The organism is Streptomyces glaucus (assembly GCF_039533365.1).
Lineage (GTDB): Bacteria > Actinomycetota > Actinomycetes > Streptomycetales > Streptomycetaceae > Streptomyces > Streptomyces glaucus.
The window spans coordinates 12438-34057 of the sequence record NZ_BAAATK010000035.1; the positions used below are offsets into that span (position 1 = coordinate 12438).

At 74.0% G+C, this 21620-nt stretch carries 22 protein-coding genes and 1 pseudogene; 18 read left to right on the plus strand and 5 right to left on the minus strand.

What is annotated here, in order from left to right:
* Window positions 1-191: 191 nt before the first annotated feature.
* The gene (locus ABD363_RS23075) at window positions 192-371 is read left to right on the plus strand and encodes a hypothetical protein (RefSeq protein ID WP_344606751.1); all 180 of its coding nucleotides are present in this window, start codon (window positions 192-194) and stop codon (window positions 369-371) included.
* Between the two features lie 25 nt (window positions 372-396).
* On the opposite strand, the gene ABD363_RS23080 is transcribed toward ABD363_RS23075, so the two are convergent.
* Window positions 397-1317, minus strand: coding sequence for a LysR family transcriptional regulator (locus tag ABD363_RS23080; protein ID WP_344606639.1), 921 nt, complete (start codon window positions 1315-1317; stop codon window positions 397-399).
* Window positions 1318-1460: 143 nt separating this feature from the next.
* On the opposite strand from ABD363_RS23080, the gene ABD363_RS32700 reads away from it, so the two are divergent.
* The 12 genes and pseudogenes from ABD363_RS32700 to ABD363_RS23135 all read left to right on the plus strand — a co-directional run bounded on the left by ABD363_RS32700 (window position 1461) and on the right by ABD363_RS23135 (window position 12294).
* Window positions 1461-1538 carry a putative leader peptide gene (locus ABD363_RS32700; RefSeq protein ID WP_384264940.1) on the plus strand — a complete coding sequence of 26 codons (78 nt, stop codon included), beginning with the start codon at window positions 1461-1463 and terminating at the stop codon, window positions 1536-1538.
* Window positions 1539-1719: 181 nt separating this feature from the next.
* Window positions 1720-2844, plus strand: a complete 1125-nt coding sequence (sfnG, locus tag ABD363_RS23085; protein ID WP_344606641.1) for a dimethylsulfone monooxygenase SfnG — start codon at window positions 1720-1722, stop codon at window positions 2842-2844.
* 31 nt (window positions 2845-2875) lie between these two features.
* On the plus strand, window positions 2876-4093 hold the full coding sequence (locus ABD363_RS23090; RefSeq protein ID WP_344606643.1) for an acyl-CoA dehydrogenase family protein: 1218 nt from the start codon (window positions 2876-2878) through the stop codon (window positions 4091-4093).
* A gap of 82 nt (window positions 4094-4175) precedes the next feature.
* The gene (gene ssuE, locus ABD363_RS23095; protein WP_344606645.1) at window positions 4176-4739 is read left to right on the plus strand and encodes an NADPH-dependent FMN reductase; all 564 of its coding nucleotides are present in this window, start codon (window positions 4176-4178) and stop codon (window positions 4737-4739) included.
* Entirely contained in the window at window positions 4736-5920 is a 1185-nt protein-coding gene (locus ABD363_RS23100) for an SfnB family sulfur acquisition oxidoreductase (protein ID WP_344606647.1), read from the plus strand. The genes ssuE and ABD363_RS23100 overlap by 4 nt, the downstream gene beginning before the upstream one ends.
* 25 nt (window positions 5921-5945) lie before the next feature.
* Window positions 5946-7088: an LLM class flavin-dependent oxidoreductase gene (locus ABD363_RS23105; protein ID WP_344606648.1), complete on the plus strand. Its 1143-nt coding sequence runs from the start codon at window positions 5946-5948 to the stop codon at window positions 7086-7088.
* Between the two features lie 296 nt (window positions 7089-7384).
* On the plus strand, window positions 7385-8293 hold the full coding sequence (locus ABD363_RS23110) for an alpha/beta fold hydrolase (protein WP_344606650.1): 909 nt from the start codon (window positions 7385-7387) through the stop codon (window positions 8291-8293).
* 55 nt (window positions 8294-8348) lie between these two features.
* Window positions 8349-8486, plus strand: a pseudogene (locus tag ABD363_RS23115) (virginiamycin B lyase family protein); the annotation flags it as partial.
* A gap of 286 nt (window positions 8487-8772) precedes the next feature.
* Window positions 8773-9666, plus strand: coding sequence for a glycoside hydrolase family 19 protein (locus ABD363_RS23120; RefSeq protein ID WP_344606654.1), 894 nt, complete (start codon window positions 8773-8775; stop codon window positions 9664-9666).
* A 461-nt stretch (window positions 9667-10127) separates the two neighbouring features.
* Window positions 10128-10565: a glutaredoxin domain-containing protein gene (locus ABD363_RS23125; protein ID WP_344606656.1), complete on the plus strand. Its 438-nt coding sequence runs from the start codon at window positions 10128-10130 to the stop codon at window positions 10563-10565.
* 159 nt (window positions 10566-10724) lie between these two features.
* The gene (locus ABD363_RS23130; RefSeq protein ID WP_344606658.1) at window positions 10725-11120 is read left to right on the plus strand and encodes a VOC family protein; all 396 of its coding nucleotides are present in this window, start codon (window positions 10725-10727) and stop codon (window positions 11118-11120) included.
* A gap of 94 nt (window positions 11121-11214) precedes the next feature.
* Window positions 11215-12294 (plus strand): adenosine deaminase, encoded by a 1080-nt coding sequence (locus ABD363_RS23135; RefSeq protein WP_344606660.1) that lies wholly within the window; start codon window positions 11215-11217, stop codon window positions 12292-12294.
* Here the strand turns inward: ABD363_RS23135 and ABD363_RS23140 are convergent.
* A complete protein-coding gene (locus tag ABD363_RS23140) occupies window positions 12276-12791 on the minus strand; it encodes a mycothiol transferase (protein WP_344606662.1) in 516 nt (171 codons plus the stop codon). The genes ABD363_RS23135 and ABD363_RS23140 overlap by 19 nt on opposite strands.
* Before the next feature lie 25 nt (window positions 12792-12816).
* Entirely contained in the window at window positions 12817-13701 is an 885-nt protein-coding gene (locus tag ABD363_RS23145) for a LysR family transcriptional regulator (protein WP_344606664.1), read from the minus strand.
* Window positions 13702-13840: 139 nt separating this feature from the next.
* On the opposite strand from ABD363_RS23145, the gene mgrA reads away from it, so the two are divergent.
* The 5 genes from mgrA to ABD363_RS23170 all read left to right on the plus strand — a co-directional run bounded on the left by mgrA (window position 13841) and on the right by ABD363_RS23170 (window position 19560).
* Entirely contained in the window at window positions 13841-14833 is a 993-nt protein-coding gene (mgrA, locus tag ABD363_RS23150) for an L-glyceraldehyde 3-phosphate reductase (RefSeq protein WP_344606666.1), read from the plus strand.
* Window positions 14834-15159: 326 nt separating this feature from the next.
* Window positions 15160-15570: a hypothetical protein gene (locus tag ABD363_RS23155; RefSeq protein WP_344606667.1), complete on the plus strand. Its 411-nt coding sequence runs from the start codon at window positions 15160-15162 to the stop codon at window positions 15568-15570.
* A 52-nt stretch (window positions 15571-15622) separates the two neighbouring features.
* Entirely contained in the window at window positions 15623-17971 is a 2349-nt protein-coding gene (locus ABD363_RS23160; protein ID WP_344606668.1) for an FHA domain-containing protein, read from the plus strand.
* Window positions 17972-17980: 9 nt separating this feature from the next.
* Window positions 17981-18565 (plus strand): hypothetical protein, encoded by a 585-nt coding sequence (locus tag ABD363_RS23165; protein ID WP_344606669.1) that lies wholly within the window; start codon window positions 17981-17983, stop codon window positions 18563-18565.
* A complete protein-coding gene (locus ABD363_RS23170; RefSeq protein ID WP_344606671.1) occupies window positions 18565-19560 on the plus strand; it encodes a serine/threonine-protein kinase in 996 nt (331 codons plus the stop codon). The genes ABD363_RS23165 and ABD363_RS23170 overlap by 1 nt, the downstream gene beginning before the upstream one ends.
* A gap of 159 nt (window positions 19561-19719) precedes the next feature.
* Here ABD363_RS23170 and ABD363_RS23175 read toward each other — a convergent pair whose 3' ends face one another.
* On the minus strand, window positions 19720-20181 hold the full coding sequence (locus ABD363_RS23175; protein WP_344606673.1) for a nuclear transport factor 2 family protein: 462 nt from the start codon (window positions 20179-20181) through the stop codon (window positions 19720-19722).
* Window positions 20178-21455, minus strand: coding sequence for a streptophobe family protein (locus ABD363_RS23180; RefSeq protein WP_344606675.1), 1278 nt, complete (start codon window positions 21453-21455; stop codon window positions 20178-20180). Before ABD363_RS23180 ends, ABD363_RS23175 begins: the two co-directional genes overlap by 4 nt.
* Between the last annotated feature and the right edge of the window lie 165 nt (window positions 21456-21620).

The following is a 21620-nucleotide window of genomic DNA, read 5'->3' on the forward strand; positions in this document are numbered from 1 at the left end:
CTCACAGAACGACATGGCTACGATCCGACTTCGGCCGGCCGCGCGTCGGGTGCCGGCCGGACGCGCCGGGCGGGTGCCCGCCCGGTCGCCGCTCGCAATTCCGGCAGGCCGTACATGTCCGCCCCGATCGAGGGCACGCGGATGGCACGGGAAATGTCGGTTCGAGTCGATGGTCGATCCGGAGGTGTCACGTGTCTGCCGCGATGGGCGCGAAGGTGTTGGAGCGGTTCCCCGCGGGATCCCCGCGCGGATCGTGGCCGGCGGAGGAATACGCGGCGGCGCGCCGCGCGGAGGGCGAGCCCGCGACGGTCGTGATGGACCTGAAGTCGGACGCCTTCCTCGTGGTGGTCCCGGACCACGGCGAGAAGTAGCCGCGGAACGGGCCGCCGGACGGGGTCACCCCGACCGGGGCGGTGCGTCCTCCAGCCGCCGCGCCCTGCGCACGAACACCTCGTGCAGATCGCGCGCCGCCCGCGGCACGGACTCCGCCCGGCGGCGCCGCAGCATCAGCAGGATCCGGGGGGTGTCACCGGCGAGCGGCCGGTACGTGATCGCCCCGCACCGCTCCAAGGGGTCGCCGACGACGCTGAAGTCGGGCAGCACCGTCGCCCCCAGCCCCTCGGCGACCATCAGCTTGCCCATCTCGGCGCCGTCCGTCGAGTAGGCGAAGGACGGCAGGCGCCCGTCCAGCAGACGGTGCACATAGCGGTGCATCACATAGCCGGACCGCATGGCGACCAGCGGCTCGGCCAGCAACTCGTCCACCGACACCGCGGCCCGGGCCGCGAGCGGGCTGTCCGGCCGCATGCACACCACCGGCCGGCCGCGCACCAGTTCGGTGGACTCGAACTCCGCGGGCATGTCGTCGCCCTCCAGGTGGTTGACCAGCCCGAGGTCGAAACCGCCCTCCAGCAGCGCCCGGTGGATGTCCGTCTGCTGCGCGGCGACCACCTCGACCTGGGTGAGCGGATGCGCGACGCGGAACTCCCGCACGGCCGGGATGAGCAGCGGCACGGTCGCCGCGTTCACGGTGCCGACGCGCACCATGCGGCTGATGCGGTGCTGCTCGCCCGCCGCCGCCCGCAGCCGGTCCACCGCGTCCAGGACGTCGACGATGTGCGGCAGCAGCTCCCGGCCCGCCGCGCTCATCGTCGCCCCGGAACGCTTGCGCTCCAGCAGGTCGACTCCCAGCTCCCGCTCCAGGTTCCGCACCGTCTCGCTCAACGCGGGCTGCGACAGGCGCAGTTCCTCGGCCGCGCGGCGCAGGGAGCCCAGCCGGGTCACCGCGGCGATGTATTCCAGTTGCTCGGTCCGCACGCCAGCAGAATGCGGGCGGATTCCCGGCGCGTGCAAGGGTTTCCCTGTCACGCGTTCGTGAAATTCAATGGTCCGGGATACGAGAACGGTCGGGTTTTCCTTGACTGTCCTCACCGGCGGCTGTCACGATCGACGGCATGAAGATGCGACTGGACCTCACGCGGCGACGCCATGTCGACCTCGCGCGCGTCTCCAGCGCCTCCTGTTGCCACGCGGCCTGATCCCCGCCGATCCGCCGCTTCCCCGCACCGTCGCACCCGCCTTCCCCCGGGAAGCCGTGCGTCGCTCTTCCACCGCATCGCCTGAATTCCGTGCGCCGTCGCGCCCGGTGAATTCGGCGTACCGGCTCTTTTCCTGCCTTCTTCCTGTCTTTTCCCGGCAGTCACGCAACAGGAGTTCCGCATGTCCGCGCAGCCCGTGAAATTCGCCTACTGGGTCCCCAACGTCAGCGGCGGCCTGGTCACCAGCAGGATCGAGCAACGCACCGACTGGGGATACGAGTACAACCGCGAGCTCGCCGTCCTCGCCGAGCACAACGGTTTCGAGTACGCGCTCAGCCAGGTCCGCTACATGGCCAGCTACGGCGCCGAGTACCAGCACGAGTCGACCGGCTTCAGCCTCGCGCTGCTGCTCGCCACCCAGCGGCTGAAGGTCATCGCCGCCGTCCACCCGGGCCTGTGGCACCCGGGCGTCCTCGCCAAGTTCGGCGCCACCGCCGACCACCTGTCGAACGGCCGCTTCGCCGTCAACGTCGTCAGCGGCTGGTTCAAGGGCGAGTTCACCGCCCTCGGCGAGCCCTGGCTGGAGCACGACGAACGCTACCGCCGGTCCGAGGAGTTCATCCGCGCCCTGCGCGCGATCTGGACCGAGGACCACGCCGAACTCGCCGGAGACTTCTACCGGCTGCGGGACTTCTCCCTCAAGCCCAAGCCCCTCAACACCCCCGAACGGCCGCACCCGGAGATCTTCCAGGGCGGCAACTCCACCGCCGCCCGCGCCATGGCCGGCCGCGTCTCCGACTGGTACTTCTCCAACGGCAGGGACTTCGACGGGGTCGTCGAGCAGCTCGCCGACGTCCGCGCCTCCGCCGCCCGGGCCGGCCGCACCCCCCCGAAGTTCGGCCTCAACGCCTTCCTCATCGCCCGCGACACCGAGGCCGAGGCCCGCGAGACGCTCCGGGAGATCGTCGCCCGGGCCGACACCGAGGCCGTGGAGGGCTTCGGCGCGGCCGTCCGGCAGGCCGGCCCATCCACCGCCGACGGCAAGGGCATGTGGCAGGACTCCACCTTCGAGGACCTGGTGCAGTACAACGACGGCTTCCGCACCGGCCTGATCGGCACCCCGGAGCAGATCGCCGAGCGGATCGTCGCCTACAAGAGGCTCGGTGTCGACCTTTTCCTCCTCGGCTTCCTCCACTATCACGAAGAGGTCGAGTACTTCGGCCGCCGCGTCCTGCCGCTCGTCCGCGAGCTGGAGGCCGGCCCGCCCGCCGCCCCCGTCGCCGATTCCGTCCCCGCCCACGCCTGACCGCACCGCACCACAAGAGAGGCCGACGCCCATGAGCACCGCCACGCCCGCCGACTGGCGGACCCGCCCCACCCCGAAGACCGCCGAGGAGTGGATCGCCCGCGCCGCCGAGGTCGCCGCCGTCCTCGCCACCGACGCCGTCGAACGCGACCGGGCCGGCGCCACCCCGTACGCCGAGGTCCGGCTGCTGAAGGACTCCGGGCTCGTCACCCTGCTCGGCCCCGTCGAGCACGGCGGCGCGGGCCAGGACTGGCCCACCGCCTACCGCGTCGTGCGCGAGGTCGCCAAGGCCGACGGCTCCATCGGGCAGCTCCTCGGCTACCACTACCTGTGGAACTGGGCCGCCCGCCTGGTCGGCACCCGCGAGCAGTGGGAGCACGTCGAGGCCGAGGCCGCCCGCAACCGCTGGTTCTTCGGCGGCGCGGTCAACCCGCGCGACAAGGACGTGGTCGTCACCGAGGACGGCGACGACCTGGTCTTCACCGGCCGCAAGTCCTTCTCCACCGGCGGCAAGGTCTCCGACGTCACCGTCCTGGAAGGCGTCTTCGAGGGCACCGACAAGCACGTCTTCGCCATCGTGCCCTCCGACAGCGAGGGCCTGACCTTCCACGACGACTGGGACAACATCGGCCAGCGGCTCACCGAGAGCGGCAGCGTCACCATCGACGGCGTCCGCACCCCGTGGTCCTCGGCGGCCGGCTACGTCGGCAAGGAGTTCCAGCCGCGCGTCTACAACACCCTCAACGTCCCCACCATCCAGCTGGTCTTCGTCAACTTCTACCTCGGCATCGCCGCCGGCGCGCTGGAGACGGCCGCCGCCTACACCCGCACCAAGGCGCGGTCCTGGCTGCACGGCGGGTACGAGCGCGCGGTCGACGAGCCGTACGTCATCGACACCTACGGCGACCTCACCGCCAAGCTGTGGGCCGTCGAGGCGTTCGCCGACGCGGTCGCCGCCGAGGGGCAGAAGCTGCACGACGACCCGGACGCGGTGACCGAGCAGGCGCGCGGCGAGTTCGAGGTGCGGGTGGCCGCGGTCAAGGCCCGGGCCACCGACGTCGCCCTGGAGGTCACCAACCGCATCTTCGAGGTCACCGGCGCCCGCTCCACGACCACCGCCGAGGGCCTCGACCGGTTCTGGCGCAACGTCCGCACCCACACCCTGCACGACCCGGTCGCCTACAAGCGCCGCGAGGTCGGCCGCTGGGTCCTCGAGGGCGAACTGCCCGAACCCACCTGGTACTCCTGACCGATCCCGCCCGGGGCGCCCGCCGCACGCGGGCGCCCCGGGCCCGGCGCCCGCCACGAACGCCTTCCGAGAAGAGGACCCCATGGCCACCGTCCTGTCCGTCTCCGGCAGCCCCTCCGCCTCCTCCCGCACCGACCGACTGCTGCGCCACCTGGACAACCGGCTGGTCGCACACGGCCACGAGGTGATCCCGCTCGACGTCCGCACCCTGCCCGCCGAGGCGCTGCTCGGCGCCGACTTCCGCCACCCGGCGATCGTCGAGGCCACCGAGCTGGTCGCCCGCGCCGACGGGGTCGTCGTCGGCACCCCCGTCTACAAGGCGTCCTACTCCGGCGTCCTCAAGGCGCTGCTCGACCTGCTCCCGCAGTACGCCCTCACCGGCAAGACGGTGCTGCCGCTGGCCACCGGCGGCACCACCGCCCATGTCCTGGCCATCGACTACGCGCTCCGCCCGGTGCTGAACTCCATGGGCGCGGCCCACATCGTGCAGGGCTGGTTCACCCTCGACAAGGACATCACCGTGCACGAGGACGGCTCCCTCACCGTCGCCCAGGCCGCCTTCGAGGCCCTGGCGCAGGTGGTCGACCAGTTCTCGGCGGCGCTGGGGCCCGTCCCGGCGCTGGCGGCGGCGGGCCGGGCGGCATGACCGCGCACCTGATCGCCGACGACGCCGAGGCGCTCGCCGTCGCCGCCGCCCTCGCCGAGGAGTTCCGCGCGGGCGCCTCCGCGCGCGACGCCGAACGCAGACTGCCGCACGAGGAGGTGGCCAGGCTCTCCGCCTCCGGCCTGCTCGCCGTCACCGTGCCCGCCGAGCACGGCGGGGCGGACGTCCGCCACGAGACCCTCGCGGAGATCTTCCGGCTGCTGGCCACCGCCGACGCCAGCATCGCCCAGATCCCGCAGAGCCACTTCGTGTACGTGAACGTGATCCGCCGCCAGGGCACCGAGGAGCAGCGGAAGTTCTTCTACGCGGAACTGCTCGCCGGGCGCCGCTTCGGCAACGCCCAGTCGGAGGCGGGCACGAAGCACGTGCAGGACATCCGCACCCGTCTGGAGCGCCGGCCGGACGGCTCGTACCTCCTCGACGGCGTCAAGCACTACGCCACGGGCGCCCTGTTCGCCGACTGGATCCCCGTCCTCGCCCGCGCCGGGGACGATCTGCTGCACGTCGCCCTGGTGCCGCGCGACGCCCCCGGCCTCACCGTGATCGACGACTGGGACGGCATGGGCCAGCGCACCACCGCCAGCGGCACCGTCCGCCTGGAGGCCGTACCGGTCCCCGCCGACCGGGTGTTCCCGCACCACCTCACCTTCGAGGGCCCGCAGCTGCACGGCGCGGTCGCCCAGCTGCTGCACGCCGCCATCGACACCGGGATCGCCCGGGGGGCGCTGGCCGAGGCCGCCGAGTTCGTCCGGACCAGGAGCCGGCCCTGGTTCGAGAGCGGGTTCGAGACGGCCGGGGAGGACCCGCTGCTGATCCAGCGGTTCGGCGAACTGGACCTGAGCGTGCGCGCGTCCGAGGCGCTGCTGCGCGAGGCCGCCCGCACGGTGGACGCCGCCGCGGCCCGCCTCACCGACGACTCGGCCGCCGAGGCCTCCCTCGCGGTCGCCGCCGCGAAGGCGCACGCCGCGGCGGCCGCCGTCGAGGTCGCCGGCGCCCTCTTCGAGGTCTCCGGCACCCGCTCGGCCCTCGCCTCGCTCAACCTGCACCGCCACTGGCGCGACGCCCGCACCCACACCCTGCACGACCCGGCCCGCTGGAAGATCCAGCACCTCGGCCGCCACGTGCTGCACGGCACCCGGCCACCCCGGCACGGCCTGCTGTAACGGACGCCCCCGATCGGAGAACCCCGTGTCCCTCACCTTCCACTGGTTCCTGCCCACCAACGGCGACAGCCGCCATGTCGTCGGCGGCGGCCACGGCACCCCGGCCACCGCCTCCGGACGGGACCGGCCGCCCACGGTCGCCTACCTGAGCCAGATCGCCCGCGCCGCCGAGGACCTGGGCTTCGTCGGCGCGCTCACACCGACCGGAGCCTGGTGCGAGGACGCGTGGCTGACCACCGCGATGGTGAGCCGGCACACCGAACGCCTGAAGTTCCTGGTCGCCTTCCGCCCCGGCTTCGTCTCGCCCACGCTCGCCGCGCAGATGGCCGCCACCTTCCAGCGGCAGACCGGCGGACGGCTGCTGCTCAACGTCGTCACGGGCGGCGAGAGCCACGAGCAGCGCGCCTACGGCGACTTCCTCGACAAGGACGCCCGCTACCGCCGCACCGGCGAGTTCCTGGAGATCGTGCGGGGCCTGTGGGAGGGCAAGACCGTCGACCTGGCCGGGGAGCACCTGCGGGTCGAGGACGCCGCGCTGGCCCGGGTCCCCGACCCGGTCCCCGAGGTGTACTTCGGCGGCTCCTCGCCCCTCGCGGGCGAGGTCGCCGCCCGCCACGTCGACGTGTACCTCACCTGGGGCGAGCCGCCCGCGCAGGTCGCCGAGAAGATCGCCTGGATCCGGTCGCTGGCGGCGGAGCAGGGCCGCACGCTCCGCTTCGGCATCCGGCTGCACGTCATCACCCGCGACACCGCCGAGCAGGCCTGGGCCGAGGCGAACCGCCTCCTGGACGGCTTCGACCCGCAGACCGTGCGGTCCGTGCAGGCCGGGCTCGCCCGCAGCGAGTCCGAGGGGCAGCGGCGCATGCTCGCCCTGCACGGCGGCAGCCGCGAGCGCCTGGAGATCCACCCCAACCTGTGGGCCGGCATCGGCCTGGTGCGCGGCGGCGCGGGCACCGCGCTGGTCGGCAGCCACGACGAGGTCGCCGAGCGGATCAAGGAGTACCACGCCCTGGGCATCGAGGAGTTCGTCCTGTCCGGCTATCCGCACCTGGAGGAGGCGTACTGGTTCGGCGAGGGCGTGCTGCCGCGGCTGGCCGCGCAGGGGCTGTGGCGGCACCCGTTCGCCACGGAGCCCGCCCCCTCGGCCCAGGTGCCGTTCGCGAGTTAGCCGTTCGCGAGCAGGGGGGCCGGGAACGCGGCAGGGCGTCGGCGGCGGACCCGTCCGCCGCCGGGCCGGCCGTCGACGAGCGCGGACGCATCGTCACCGACGCCGCGCTGCGGTCGGTGTCCCACCCCGAGGGGTACGCGATCGGCGACGCGGCCGCGATCCGCCGGGGCCGCATGTTCCTCGCTCCCACCGCGTGTCCGCTCCCCGGCACGGCCTCGACGAACCCCCGCCCCCCTTCTGGCTTCCTGTGAGAAAAGCAGTTGCACCGGTTGTCCTCTCGCGGACAGGGTGCGGTGGTGATCGGAGCAGAGATCGAACTCCCCGTCGTGGACGGGGTCCTGTCCGGTGTGGACTTCGGCGGTCACGGTGCGGGCGTGCTGCTCGTCCACGGCAGCGGACACAACGCCGCGGTCTGGGCGGACGTGGCGTCCCGTCTGGTGAGCGAGTGCCGTCCGGTCGCCCTCGACCTGCGTGGCCATGGGCAGACCCGGCTCGACTCCACCGGCCCCGAGCAGTACTGGCGAGACATCGGTGGCGTCGTCACCGCGCTGGCCTGGGACCGCCCCGTGCTGGTGGGCCATTCCACCGGCGGGTACGCGGTGACGGCCGCCGCTGCCGCTGGACTTGTGGAACCGGCCGCCCTCTGCGTCGTGGACGGCGTGGTACTCGACGACCGTGACGCGTCACTCGCCGAGCATGCCGCCCTGCGGACCACCGAGGCGGCGGACCGCTTGCGGACGATGTTCCGCTACGGCTGGAAAGCCGACGACGACCGGATGCGTGCCTATGTCGAGCAGTGCGTGCGGGAGGCCGGAGAGGACTGGCTCAACGCCGGAGCACGACCCGGGCTCGTCGAGGAGGTCACGCGGCGCTCCTTCACGCGCTGCGGTCACCGGTGGGTACGGCGGCCGGCCGTCGAGGAGGTCGTGACCGTCACCGCCGTGGAGCCCGATGCGGAAGTCTTCCCGGCCGTCGATGTGTACGACCGCCTCACCTGTCCGATGACGATCGTGCTGGCCGAGGACGGCTTCTACGCCTCACGGCGCGACGAGGTGCGCGCCGTCGTCGACGCCGCCCCCGGCCGCCGGCTGATCGACATCAGCTCCCATCACAACGTCCCCATGACCCGGCCTGCCGATCTCGCTGCGATCATTCTCGACCTGGTGCGGGACCGAGCCGCGACACCGGCCGGGAACGCCGGTTGATCCTCGCCCCACCGCTCCACGAGGAGTCGCCGTGCACCGTTTTGACGCCCCGACCATCCGAGAGATCTCCGTGGCGGACAAGGACGCCGGGCCTTACGGCATCGCGGCCGGACCCGACGGAGCCCTGTGGTTCACCCTCAACCAGGCGGACGCGATCGGCCGCATCACTGTCCGCGGGGACGTCCTGGAGCATCGGGGTGTTCACGTGCACGGGGTCGAGTGACGTACTCCGGCAGGCCCCCCGGGAGGGGCTTCGCCCCGTGGCGGGCCGGGGTGCGGCCGGATTTGACGGGCCGTCGGGCGCGGCTCGGGGGAGAGGGCGGGCCGGATGACCGAGATTGGTCTACACCCTTGACTGGTACATACCAATACGGTTGAGTGTGCTCCCACACCCCCCACCACGGCCGCGCCCCCGCAGCAGGCCTTGCCTCACCCTGCCCCGCCGGGGGCGGTCGTGTCGCACGAAGGAGTTGATCCCTGTGTCGAGACGCCGCCTGTCCGCCGTCGTGACCGCGCTCGCCCTCTCGGCCGCCGTGCCGGTGCTGCTGCCGGCCGCGGAGGCCTCCGCCGCCGCGTGTTCCAGCTATCCGAGCTGGGTGGCCGGCAAGCCGTACGTCGCCGGCGACATCGTCCGCTACACCGACGGCAAGGCGTACATCGCCGAGCACGACAACCCGGGTTACGACCCGACCATCAGCACCTGGTACTGGGAGCCGTACGCCTGCGACAGCGGCGGCTCCGGCACGCCCGTCGGCTCGTTCGTCGTCAGCGAGGCCCAGTTCAACCAGATGTTCCCGAACCGGAACCCCTTCTACACCTACAGCGGCCTCACCGCCGCGCTCGGCGCCTACCCCGGCTTCGCCAACACCGGCAGCGACACCACCAGGAAGCAGGAGGCCGCGGCCTTCCTCGCCAACGTCAGCCACGAGACCGGCGGACTGGTGCACGTGGTCGAGCAGAACACCGCCAACTACCCGCACTACTGCGACTGGAGCCGGCCCTACGGCTGCCCGGCCGGCCAGGCGGCCTACTACGGGCGCGGCCCGATCCAGCTCAGCTGGAACTTCAACTACAAGGCCGCGGGCGACGCGCTCGGCATCGACCTGCTGAACAACCCGTGGCTGGTGCAGAACGACGCCGCCGTGGCCTGGAAGACGGCCCTGTGGTACTGGAACACCCAGAGCGGTCCCGGCACCATGACCCCGCACAACGCCATGGTGAACGGCGCCGGCTTCGGCCAGACGATCCGCTCCATCAACGGCTCCCTGGAGTGCGACGGGAAGAACCCGGCCCAGGTGCAGAGCCGGGTGACGAAGTACCAGCAGTTCGCCCAGATCCTCGGCGTCCCGCCGGGCGGCAACCTCTACTGCTGACCCGGACCGGACCGCGTACCCGCCCGCCGGCCGCGCCGGCCGGGCCCGGCGGGCGGGCGGCGCCGTCCTCCGGCCCTCCCGCCCCCGCGCTGCCCGGATCCCGTCCCGCACGAGGGGCCGGCCGGGCGGTTCGCGCTCCCCGCGCCACGCCCGGACCGCCCGCGGGCGTACCCGGAAGGAGGCGTACGCGGCACGGCCGCCGGCGCCCCGCCGACTCGAAGTCGCAGGCCGAAGGGCGGTCCGGCCGGCTCTCGGAGTGCCCACGCCGGCCGGGGCGGCGATCCGCGGAGCGGGCCGTCCGCCGAACCCGTCTTCCGGCCCCGGTCACGGGCCGGGAGGCGACCGCACGACGAGGAGACGGAGCGCATGCTCATGCGCGGGCTGCCCGCCCGTCCGGCGGACGCCCGGGTGAGCGGCCCGCCCCGAGCGGCACCTCCCCTCACCGAATAGTCTGCGTGGTCATGATGCGCGCTTGGATCCTGCCGACGCTGCTCGTGCTCTGCGGCTCGGCCGTCGCGGCCGGACTGGTCCTCGGCGGCAGCCCCGGCGAGGCCGCGGCGGTCCTGCCGGTGTTCGTGCTGCTCGCAGGGGTGAACTCGCCCTTGGTCTTCCCGAGGTCGATCGGTGCGCTGGAGGCGGAACGCCGCAGCGCGGCCGACGGCCGGCCGGTCGTCTACTGGCGGCCGGGCTGCAAGTACTGTCTGCGCCTGCGCATCCGGCTGGGCCGCAGCGCCCGCCGGCTGCACTGGGTCGACATCTGGCGTGACCCGGCTGGAGCGGCGACGGTGAGGGCGGCCAACGGCGGCGATGAGACCGTGCCGACTGTCGTCGTGAAGGGCCGGCCGCACACCAACCCCGATCCCGAATGGGTGCGCGGACAGCTCCCTTCCTCCGCGTGATCGGGAGCGGCGCACCACCGGAGCGACGTCCGCCGGCCCGGGAGGCCATCGACCGGGGATGCCCGCGGCCGGCTGACCGAAGGCCGTTCCGGACCGACTGGCGCCCTGCGGGTTTTACGTATAACCTCTCCCGTCAACCACCCGTCCCGAAAGGCGCCGATGTCACGCATCGCCCTGGTCACCCTCGTCGTCGACGACTACGGCGAGGCGATCCGCTTCTACACCGGGGCCCTCGGCTTCCGGCTCGCCGAGGACACGCCCCGCCCCGACGGCTCCCGCTGGGTCGTCGTGGAGCCGGACGGTCCGGTAGCGGGGGCCGCGCTGCTGCTGGCCCGCGCCAAGAACGAGGCTGAGCGCTCCCGGATCGGCGACCAGACCGGCGGGCGCGTCGGCTTCTTCCTGCACACCGACGACTTCGCCCGCGACCACGCCCGGATGCGCGCCGCCGGCGTGCGGTTCCTGGAGGAGCCGCGGCACGAGCCGTACGGCTCGGTCGCCGTCTTCCAGGACCTGTACGGCAACCGCTGGGACCTGCTCCAGCCCGCCGCCGGCTGACCCCGGCCCACGCCCCGCCGGCGACTTCGGCCGACGCCTTTCCGGGCGACGGCCCCGACCGACGCCTTCCCGACCGACGAAAGACGCCCCACGCATGACCGCGCCCCGCATCGACACCGACACCCTCCGCCGGCTGCCCAAGGCCGTGCTGCACGACCACCTCGACGGCGGCCTGCGCCCCGCCACCGTGGTGGAGCTCGCGGACGCGGTCGGCCACCCCCTGCCCGCCGCCGACCCCGACGGGCTCGCCGCCTGGTACTTCGCGGCCGCCAACTCCGGCGACCTGGTCCGCTACATCGCCACCTTCGAGCACACCCTCGCCGTCCTGCAGACCCGCGAGGGCCTGCTGCGCGCCGCCGAGGAGTACGTCCTCGACCTCGCCGCGGACGGCGTCGTCTACGGCGAGGTGCGCTACGCCCCCGAGCTGATGCTGAAGGGCGGGCTGACCCTGCCCGAGGTCGTGGAGACCGTGCAGGAGGGCCTGGCGGCGGGCATGGCGAAGGCGGCGGCCGCGGGCACCCCGGTCCGGGTCGGCACCCTGCTGTGCGGGATGCGGATGTTCGACCGCAGCCGGGAGATCGCCGACCTCGTCGTCGCCTTCCGGGACGCCGGTGTCGTCGGCTTCGACATCGCCGGCGCCGAGGACGGTTTCCCGCCCGCCGACCACCTCGCCGCCTTCGAGCACCTGCGCCGCGAGAACGTGCCGTTCACCATCCACGCCGGCGAGGCGCACGGCCTGCCCAGCATCCACCAGGCGCTCCAGGTGTGCGGCGCCCAGCGCATCGGACACGGGGTGCGCATCGTCGACGACATCCCCGACCTCGCGGCCGGCAAGCTCGGCCGCCTCGCCGGCTGGGTGCGCGACCGCCGGATCGCCCTGGAGATGTGCCCGACCTCCAACCTGCAGACCGGCGCCGCCGCCTCGATCGCCGAGCACCCGATCACGGCTCTGAAGGACCTCGGTTTCCGCGTCACCCTCAACACCGACAACCGCCTGGTCTCGGGCACCACGATGACCCGCGAGATGTCCCTGCTGGTGGAGCAGGCGGGCTGGACGCTCCAGGACCTGCGCACGGTCACCGTGAACGCCCTCAAGAGCGCCTTCCTCCCCTTCGACGAGCGCAGGGCCCTCATCGAGGACGTCGTCCTGCCGGGCTACGCGGCCGTGCTCTGAAGGAGCCCCCGCACATAGGCGGCCTGTCCGACGTGCTGCAGATCGTCGGACAGGACGCTGACCAGCCGCACGCCCAGGGTGACCGGCGGGTCCCAGTTCTCGTCCACGACGCGCTCCAGGTCCTTCGCGGTCAGCTCCCGCAGCGCCCCGAGGGTCTGCTCGTGCACGGCCTCGTAGTAGCCGGTCAGCAGGTCGGCGGAGTCGACCCGCACCTTGCCGACCTTCGCGGAGCTGTGGCCGTACCCGGTGTCGTGGCGCGGCAGTCCGAGGCCGAAGCGTTCCTCCCAGCCCTGCGCCAGCCACACCTGCTCCAGTCCGAAGGCGTCCGCCACGTGGTCGTCCTGGACGCGGGTCAGGTGCCAGACCAGCCAGGCGATCGAGTTGGCGTCCGCGGCCGGGCGGGCGTTCAGGCCGTCGGGGCCGAGGCCCCCGACGGCGGCGTGGACCTCTTCCCGGATGCGGCCGTAGCCGTCGATGAGGATGTCCTTCGCGTGCATGGGACCACCATGGCGCACTCCCCGCTCATCCGCCCCCCGTTTCCAGCAGCTCCAGCAGCGCCCGCGCCGCCGGGCTGATGGCCTGCGGGGGCGGCAGCAGGGCGACGGTCTCGTACACCGTCTCGCCGGTGCCCTGCACGGGCAGGGCGGTCAGCGAGGCCCGCTTGAGCCGGAAGTGGCGGGGCACGACGGCGATGCCGAGGCCCTCGTCCACCAGGTCGAGCAGGCTGTGCACGTCGTTCACCTCCAGCGCGACGCTGCGCCGCACGCCCGCGGCGGCGAACACGGCGTCGGTGGTGCGGCGCGGCCCCCAGTCCGGGTGGAAGTCGACGAACACCTCGCCGCCCAGGTCCTCCGGCGTGACGGCGGCGCCGGCGGCGGCGAGCCGGTGGCTGGGATGGCACAGCACCGTCATCGGCTCCCCGGCCAGCGGCACCGACCGCAGCTGGTCGCTGTCCTCCCGGGTGCGGACCGCGAACGCCAGGTCCAGGCGCCCGGCGGCGACCTCCTCGGCGAGCGCGCCCGAGCCCGCCTGCCTGAGGGAGATCTCCACGTCCGGGTGGCGCCGCCGGAACGCGGCGAGCAGCCCCGCCACGTTCACCCCCGCGATGCACTGCTCGCTGCCGAGGGCGAGCATGCCGCGCAGCACGCCCTGCACCGCGGCCACCGCCTCGTGCGCGGCCCGCACCTGTGCGAGGATCCGCTCCGCCTCGCCCAGCAGCGCCCGCCCGGCCGGGGTGAGCGTCACCCGGCGGGTGGTCCGCACGAACAGCGGGGTCTGCAGCTCCCGTTCCAGCGCCCGGATCGAGGCGGACAGGCCCGACTGGGACACCATCAGCCGTTCCGCCGCCCGGGTGAAGTGCCGGTCCTCGGCGACCGCGACGAAGTGCTGGAGGTGGCGCAGTTCCATGACTGAGAAGCGTATCCGCTGAATCTCATCGGATTCTTCTGTTGGACCCATGCCCGCAGGTCGCGCCAGAGTGGACCCCGGTTCCTCCGGCGCCGGTCCCGTACACCGGTGCCGCCCGTGCCGACCTCCTGGAGTCGCGTTGTACACCGCACACCCCGACCGCTACGCGGAGATGCCCTACCGGCGCACCGGACGCAGCGGCCTGAAACTTCCCGCGCTCTCGCTCGGCCTGTGGCACAACTTCGGCCCGGACCGCCCCGTCGAGACCCAGCGGGCCATCCTGCGCCGCGCCTTCGACCTCGGCGTCACCCACTTCGACCTGGCCAACAACTACGGTCCGCCGCCCGGCGCCGCCGAGTCGGCGTTCGGCGAGGCGCTGCGGGCGGACTTCGCGCCGTACCGCGACGAGCTGGTCATCTCCACCAAGGCCGGCTACCTGATGTGGCCCGGCCCGTACGGCGAGTGGGGTTCGCGCAAGTACCTGCTGTCCTCGCTCGACCAGAGCCTGAAGCGGATGGGCCTGGACCACGTCGACATCTTCTACTCGCACCGCCCGGACCCGGACACTCCGCTGGAGGAGACGATGGGCGCCCTGCACTCGGCGGTCCAGCAGGGCAAGGCGCTGTACGTCGGCGTCTCCAACTACACCGCGGAGCAGACCCGCGAGGCCGCCCGCATCCTGCGCGAGCTGGGCACCCCGCTCCTCATCCACCAGCCGCGCTACTCGATGCTGGACCGCCGCCCGGAGACGGAGGGCCTGCTGGACACCCTCGACGACCTCCAGGTCGGCTCCATCGCCTACTCGCCGCTGGAGCAGGGCGTGCTGACCGCCCGCTACCTCGACGGCATCCCCGAGGACTCGCGGGCCGCGAGCGACAGCCCCTTCCTGAACTCCGACGCGCTCACCGAGGACCTGGTGGCCCGGCTGCGCGAGCTGAACGACATCGCCGGCTCCCGCGGCCAGTCCCTGGCCCAGATGGCCCTGTCCTGGGTGCTGCGCGGCGGGCGCGTGACCTCGGCCCTGGTGGGCGCGAGCAGCCCGCGGCAGCTGGAGGACAGCGTCGCGGCCATCCGCAACCTCGATTTCGACGCCGAGGAACTGGCCCGGATCGACGCGGTCGTCCAGCCGTAGCGCGCCCGCGGTGACGGAGGCGGCCGCCCGCCTCCGTCACCGCCCGGCCCGCTCCGCCGGGCGGAGGCGGTGACGGCGCGCGGCCCCTCGCCCGGCGGGCCCCGGGGCCGGGAACCCGTCACCGGAGCCGTCGCGTTTCGGCCAGGAATCGGGACGAATATGCCAGGAGACTGGCCGGAAAAATGTGGTGACAGTGTTTCAGTAGTCAACATACTCGACAGCGAGAGCGCTTCACGTCACGCGATGGCGCCCTCACGCACAGCACACGAGCCGCGCGGGAAGCCGGGCCGGGCCGGCGGACGAGCCATGCAGCGGGGGAGGTCGAGGTGCACGACGAGTTCCTGTGCCATGTCACCGCGTACGGGGTCTGCGGCGGCCGGCGCGTCGGCGTCCCCCTGGGAACCTACCGGGCGCCCACGCTCGCCCTCGCCCTGTGGTGGCTGCGGGACCGCGCCTCCTGGATCGCCCAGCGCCTCGACCCGCAGCCCGGCGCCGGGCGCGTGCCCCCGGGAGCGCTCGTCCCGGTCGCCGGCACCGTGCCCGACGTGCCCGCCGTGCTGCGGGCCTGGTGCGGCGACGTCACCCGGCAGGAACAGGTCGCCGACGAACTGGCCGCCGGACGGCTGGTGCGCGTCGCCGTCAACGACGACACCACCGAGTACGAACTGCTCGCCGAGTCGGTGGACGCCCTGCGCATGCAGCGCACCCTCCCCGCGCTGATCGTGCCCGTCGCCTGAGGCCCCGGCCCCACACCAGGCGCACATCTGGGCGAATCGCTAGAATCCTGGCATGGCGGAACGGCCGGTCGCGCCCCCCGCGCCCGAACTCCTCCTGGAGACCGACACCGGCTCCACGGTGATGAGTCCGAACCGCGACTACCACGTCGGGCGCGACCCGTTGAGCGACATCGTCCTCGACGATGCCCGGGTCTCGTGGCACCACGCGGTGCTCCGGCCCGAGGACGGTCACTGGACGATCGAGGACGCCGACAGCACCAACGGCACCTACGCCGACGGCCACCGCGTCCACGCCTGGGACGTGGGCCCCGGCACCGTGATCCGCTTCGGCAACCCCTCCGACGGCCCCCGCGCCGTACTGGCCGCCCCTCCCGCCCCGGCCCCGCAGCGCCCGCCGGCCGCCACCGCGGTCCCGGCACCGGGCCGGACGGGCACCCGCCGGCAGCCCACGACCGTACGGCCGCTGCCCAGCCGCACCGTCCGCATCGGCCGCGCCGCCGACAACGACCTCGTCCTCGACGACCTGGTCGTCTCCCGCCACCACGCCGAACTGCGCGTCCTGCCCGACGGCGCCTACGAGATCGCCGACCTCGGCAGCCACAACGGCACCTACCTCAACGGCCGGCCGGTCACCCGCGCCCCGGTCGGCCGGGAGGACGTCGTCGGCATCGGCCACTCGGCGTTCCGTCTCGTCGGCGACCAGCTCCAGGAATACGTCGACACCGGCGAGATCTCCCTGGAGGTGCAGGACCTCACGGTCACCGTCGACCACGGACGCAGGACGCTGCTGGACCACGTGTCGTTCCCGGTGGGGGAGAAGTGCCTGCTCGCGGTCGTCGGCCCGAGCGGCGCCGGAAAGTCGACCCTGCTGGGCGCCCTCACCGGGCAGCGGCCCGCCGGCCACGGCGCGGTGCTCTACGACGGCCGCGACCTGTACCGCGACTACGCCGAACTGCGCCAGCGCATCGGCCTCGTCCCGCAGGACGACGTCCTGCACGCCCAGCTGACCGTCCGCGCCGCCCTGTCCTACGCGGCCGAGCTGCGCTTCCCGCAGGACACCGTGCAGGCCGAACGGCGGGCCAGGGTCGAGGAGGTGATCCGGGAACTGGGCCTTCAGGAGCGGGCCGACCAGCCCGTGCACAGCCTGTCGGGCGGACAGCGCAAACGGGTCAGCGTGGCCCTGGAACTGCTGACCAGACCGTCGCTGCTCTTCCTCGACGAGCCGACCTCCGGCCTCGACCCGGGCATGGAACGCTCGGTGATGCACATGCTGCGCGGCCTCGCCGACGACGGCCGCACGGTCGTCGTGGTCACCCACAGCGTGCTCAGCCTGGACGTGTGCGACCGGCTCCTCGTCCTCGCGCCCGGCGGGAGGACCGCCTACTACGGGCCGCCCGAGGACGCCCTGCCGTTCCTCGGCTTCACCCAGTGGCCGGAGGCCTTCGAGGCCTTCGAACGCGACCAGGACCGGGACTGGGCGGGGGAGTACCGCGCCTCGCCCCTCCACCGGCGCCACATCGCCGACGCCACCGCCCAGCCCCGCCGGCCCCGCTCCGGCCCGGTCGTCATCGCCCCGCCGCCCCGCCCGCGCAGCCGGACCGCCCAGCTCGGCACGCTGGCGCGCCGGTACACCGCCGCGCTGAGCGCCGACCGCACCTTCCTCGTCATCACGATCGCGCTGCCGTTCGTGATGGGGGTGATGGCGCGGGCCCTGGCCGCCGGCCGGCTGACGTCGGAGACGGCGCTGAACACGCTGCTCGTCCTGTGCGTCGGCGCCGTGCTCACCGGCGCCGCCAACGCCGTGCGGGAACTCGTCAAGGAGCGGGCGATCTACCAGCGGGAGCGGGCGGTGGGCCTGTCCAGAGCGGCGTACCTGATGTCCAAGGTCGTCGTGCTGGGCACGGTCACCGTGCTGCAGGCGGTGGTGCTCACCCTGATCGCCCTGGCGGGCGTGGACCTCGGCGCCCCGGGCGGCGAAGGCGTGCTGATGCCGCCCCTGGCCGAGATCACGGTCGCCGTGGCGCTGCTGGCGTTCACGGCGACGATGCTCGGCCTGCTGGTCTCCGCGCTGGTCCGCAAGGAGGAGGCGACGATGCCGCTGCTGGTGCTGCTCGCCCTCGTCCAGGTGGTCTTCTGCGGCGCCCTGCTCCAGCTCCACGGCGTGCCCGGCCTGGAGCAGCTGTCCTGGCTGGTGCCCGCCCGCTGGGCGCTCGCCGCCATGGCCGGCACCGTCGGGCTGGCCCGGACCGTGCCCGGGAAGCTCACCGATGACCCCTTGTTCGCGCACACGCCGGGCGTCTGGCTGCTCGACACCGGTCTGCTGGTGGCGCTGTCGGCGCTCTTCGGCCTCCTGGTCTCCCGGCTGCTGCGCCGGCACGAACCCGCCGTGATGCGGAAGTAGGCGCCCGCGATGACCACCTCCGGCTTCCGCCCCACCCACGTCGTCCCGCGGCACGGGCTGCCCGCCTGGGAAGGCCCCGACCCCACCCGGCCCACCGTGCCCCTCGACCCGCTGCTGCCGGTCCGGCTCGTCGAGCGGCGCGGCGACTGGGGACACGTGCTGTGCTCCAACGGCTGGTCGGCCTGGGTCGACGGCCGGCTCCTGGTCGCCGTGCCCCAGGACCCGCCCGCCGCCGACGGCCCCGAGGGCCGCGCCGCCGACCCGCGCCCCCTGCTCGCCCGCGCCGAGCGGGCCCTGGCGCGCTACCGGGACGCGGTCGAGGAACTGATGGGCGGCGGCCTGGACGGCGAGTCCTTCCGCGCCCGCACCCGCGGACTGCGCGTCGGCGTCGTCGTCGACGGGGAGTCCGTGTGGCTCTACGACCCCGGGCAGGGGCGATGGGTGTACGGGGACGGGACACGGCTGAGCACGTACGCCGTCGACGACGCGCCCGCCGGGAAGCCCGGCCGCGCCCCCGCGCGCACGGTGACGCCCACCGCCGCGGACCCGGGCTGCGCCCCCACCCGGGTCGTCACCCCCGACGGTGACCGCTGATGCCGCGCGAGAGCAGCCCGTTCTCCGGCACCGCCGGCGACCTGACCGGCCGTACGGTGGCGGGCTACCGCATCGAGGCCGAGCTCGGCCGGGGCGGCATGGCCGTCGTCTACCGCGCCCGCGACCTGCGCCTGGAACGCACCGTGGCGCTGAAGCTGCTCGCCCCCGAACTCGCTCGCAACGACACCTTCCGCCGCCGCTTCACCCACGAGTCCCGGGTGGCCGCCGCCATCGACCACCCGCACATCGTGCCGGTCTTCGAGGCGGGCGAGACGGACGGCGTCCTGTACATCGCCATGCGGTACGTCGCCGGCAGCGACCTGCGCCGCCTCCTGGACCGCGCGGGCCCGCTGCCGCCCGCCCCGGCCCTGCGCATCGCCGCCCAGGTGGCCTCCGCGCTCGACGCGGCCCACGAGCACGGCCTGGTCCACCGGGACGTGAAACCCGGCAACATCCTGGTGGACCGCGGCACCGACAGCGACCACCCGGAGCACGTCTACCTCACCGACTTCGGCCTGACGAAGAAGTCGCTGTCGCTGACCGGCTTCACCACGGTCGGCCAGTTCGTCGGCACCCTCGACTACGTGGCCCCCGAGCAGATCTCCGGCCGCCCGGTCGACGCGCGCTGCGACGTCTACGGCTTCGCCTGCGTCGTCCACGAGATCCTCACCGGCCGCCCGCCCTTCCTCCGGGACGACGACATGGCCCTGCTGTGGGCCCACCAGTACGACGAACCGCCGCCCCTGACCGAGGCCCGCCCCGACCTCCCCCCGCAGGCCGACGCCGTGCTCGCCCGGGCCCTGGCCAAGAGCCCCGACGACCGGTACGACACCTGCCTCGCCTTCGTCGCCGCCCTCCGCGCGGCCGTGCGCGGCGCGCCGGCGAGGACGCACCCGCCGACACGGGTGGACCCGGGGGCCGCACCCCTAGCGGGGGAGCGGCCCCCGTCGCCGCCGCGCTGGGCCGCGCCGGTCCTCACCCCGCCGGCCCGGTGATCCGGGAGAAGCCCCGCGGAGCGCCGGCCGCGGTTCGTCCGCCGGGTCCGGCGGTGCCCGCGCGCGCCGCCGCCCCAGCCCCTCCGGCCGCCGCCGGCGCGGTGGGCGCCCGGCGGGAACCGGCCGGCGCCGTCCGGCCCGGATCGCCGGGCGCCGCCGTCACTCCCGGACCAGGCCGCCCAGCGGCGCGCGGCGCGCGCGGACCCTGCGGTGGCAGATGCGCCAGCCCTCCGCGCCGCGCACCACGGTGTCCTCGTACGTCACGGACCCGCACGAGCCGTCCGCCAGCACGCCCAGCCCTTTGGAGCGGGCCAGGACCCGGCCGTCGGCCACCTCCTCGATCACCACGTTGGTCACGTGGTGCGCCACCGGGTTCGCCGCGCCCAGCGCCACCGCCGCTTCTTTGAGCGCGGCGAGCCCGGTGAGCCGGCCCTGCCCGAAGTCGGACAGGTCGTAGACCACGTCCGGGGTGAACACCTCCGGGCAGCGGTCCAGCCGCCCCTCGTCGACCAGGTGCCCGTGCAGGGCGATCAGTTCGAGGACGGCCAGCCGGTCCGCCACGGACAACGCCCCGTCGAGCCCCTGCCGCGACCCGGTGCGCACATCCCTGTCCGACGTCATCGTTTCCCTTCCTCTCCGGTCGCGCCCCGGCGGCCCGCCGGCCGTGCCAGCAGCGCGCCGAGGAAGCCGGCGACCAGCCCCCACAGCAGCGCCAGGCCGAGCGCGGTCCACACCCGCGGTCTCAGGAACAGCTCCCCGGACAGCGCCCCGCCCAGGTCGCCGATGCCGGGCACCGACAGGCCGTAGGACGCGGAGGCCCGGCCGACCAGGCAGATCATCAGCACCGTCAGCGCGAGCGCGACCGCCATGCGCACGGCGTGCCGCCAGGCCCGGGTCCGGGCCGGTGACCGCGCCGCCATCACGAAGGCCGCGCCCAGCAGCAGCACCGCGTCCACGGCGACGAGCCACCACACCCGGCCGTCGTGCTCCGCCAGGGTGCGCAGGTTCACGGCGGAGACGTCCGGGGCGCGCAGCACCTGCTCCAGCGGGCGCGGCATCGGCGGCCCGAACGCCCCCTCCACCCGGCCGTGCCAGGTGGCGCCCAGGCCGATGGTGAGCGCCGGCCACGCCAGGTTCGGCAGGCCGAGCAGGATCACCGCGGACGTCCCCGCCGGGTGGCCCCGGGTCGCGGCGACGACGAGGGCGACGACGAGCCCCACGACGACGTACGCGAGCAGCAGGACGACCATGGCGTACGCCGCCGGCCGCACCGCCGTCCGGAAGCGCAGCAGCCGCCCCGGCAGCGGGGCGCCGCGCGCCACCAGCAGGGCCAGCACCAGGACGCCCGCCAGCCACAGCAGGCCGAAGAGCAGGGTCGGCCACACCGCGGTGGTGAAGCCGATCCGCGGTGAGAGGCCGAACAGGTCGACGAGGTCCCCCAGGGTGTCGTCGCCGAGGGGGACGCTGAAGGTCTGACGGGCGGCGAGGGCGAGGCCGAGGAGGGCGAGCAGCCACAGGACGGCGATCCGCCCCGCCCAGCCGGCCAGCTCCCCGGCCCCGGCGACCGCCCGGTACCGCAGCGGCCGCAGGAAGCCCCAGGCGGTCACCAGGGCCCCGGTGAGCGTCACCGACAGGGGGATCACGGTCAGCTCCGCCCGGGCGGCGACGAGCCCGCCGGTGTCGTCGGCCGGCTCGACCACGCCGCCGACCGCGGTGACGACGGTCGCCGCGACGATCCGCGGGAAGGCGCCGCCGGGCAGGCCGGCGGCACCGGCCGCCCACAGGCCGAACGCCGCCACCACGCCCATGGCGGCCAGTCCCGCCAGCACCGCGACGAGGGCCTGCACCCAGCCGTGGCGGGCGGCGGCCCGGCCGGAAGGGGTGCGCGCGCTCACGCTGCCACGCTAAGCAGCGTCCCGACGGTGCGCCCGCCGGAGGGCCGTCCGCGTCCGCCGGGAGGGTCGTCCGGGCCGGGTTGCGCACGCCGCGGGGCCGGGGCGCACAATGAGCTGAGGGGGGACAGAGCGGCACACAGTATGCGGAAAGCCGTGCCAACTCCC

Excerpts from the sequence above, each read along its gene's own strand:
- ABD363_RS32700 (WP_384264940.1), top strand. The coding sequence starts at position 1,461 with ATGCGACTGGACCTCACGCGGCGACGCCATGTCGACCTCGCGCGCGTC.
- sfnG (WP_344606641.1), top strand. The coding sequence starts at position 1,720 with ATGTCCGCGCAGCCCGTGAAATTCGCCTACTGGGTCCCCAACGTCAGC.
- ABD363_RS23090 (WP_344606643.1), top strand. The coding sequence starts at position 2,876 with ATGAGCACCGCCACGCCCGCCGACTGGCGGACCCGCCCCACCCCGAAG.
- ssuE (WP_344606645.1), top strand. The coding sequence starts at position 4,176 with ATGGCCACCGTCCTGTCCGTCTCCGGCAGCCCCTCCGCCTCCTCCCGC.
- ABD363_RS23100 (WP_344606647.1), top strand. The coding sequence starts at position 4,736 with ATGACCGCGCACCTGATCGCCGACGACGCCGAGGCGCTCGCCGTCGCC.
- ABD363_RS23125 (WP_344606656.1), top strand. The coding sequence starts at position 10,128 with ATGATGCGCGCTTGGATCCTGCCGACGCTGCTCGTGCTCTGCGGCTCG.
- ABD363_RS23130 (WP_344606658.1), top strand. The coding sequence starts at position 10,725 with ATGTCACGCATCGCCCTGGTCACCCTCGTCGTCGACGACTACGGCGAG.
- ABD363_RS23135 (WP_344606660.1), top strand. The coding sequence starts at position 11,215 with ATGACCGCGCCCCGCATCGACACCGACACCCTCCGCCGGCTGCCCAAG.
- ABD363_RS23140 (WP_344606662.1), bottom strand. The coding sequence starts at position 12,791 with ATGCACGCGAAGGACATCCTCATCGACGGCTACGGCCGCATCCGGGAA.
- ABD363_RS23145 (WP_344606664.1), bottom strand. The coding sequence starts at position 13,701 with ATGGAACTGCGCCACCTCCAGCACTTCGTCGCGGTCGCCGAGGACCGG.
- ABD363_RS23160 (WP_344606668.1), top strand. The coding sequence starts at position 15,623 with ATGGCGGAACGGCCGGTCGCGCCCCCCGCGCCCGAACTCCTCCTGGAG.
- ABD363_RS23165 (WP_344606669.1), top strand. The coding sequence starts at position 17,981 with ATGACCACCTCCGGCTTCCGCCCCACCCACGTCGTCCCGCGGCACGGG.
- ABD363_RS23170 (WP_344606671.1), top strand. The coding sequence starts at position 18,565 with ATGCCGCGCGAGAGCAGCCCGTTCTCCGGCACCGCCGGCGACCTGACC.
- ABD363_RS23175 (WP_344606673.1), bottom strand. The coding sequence starts at position 20,181 with ATGACGTCGGACAGGGATGTGCGCACCGGGTCGCGGCAGGGGCTCGAC.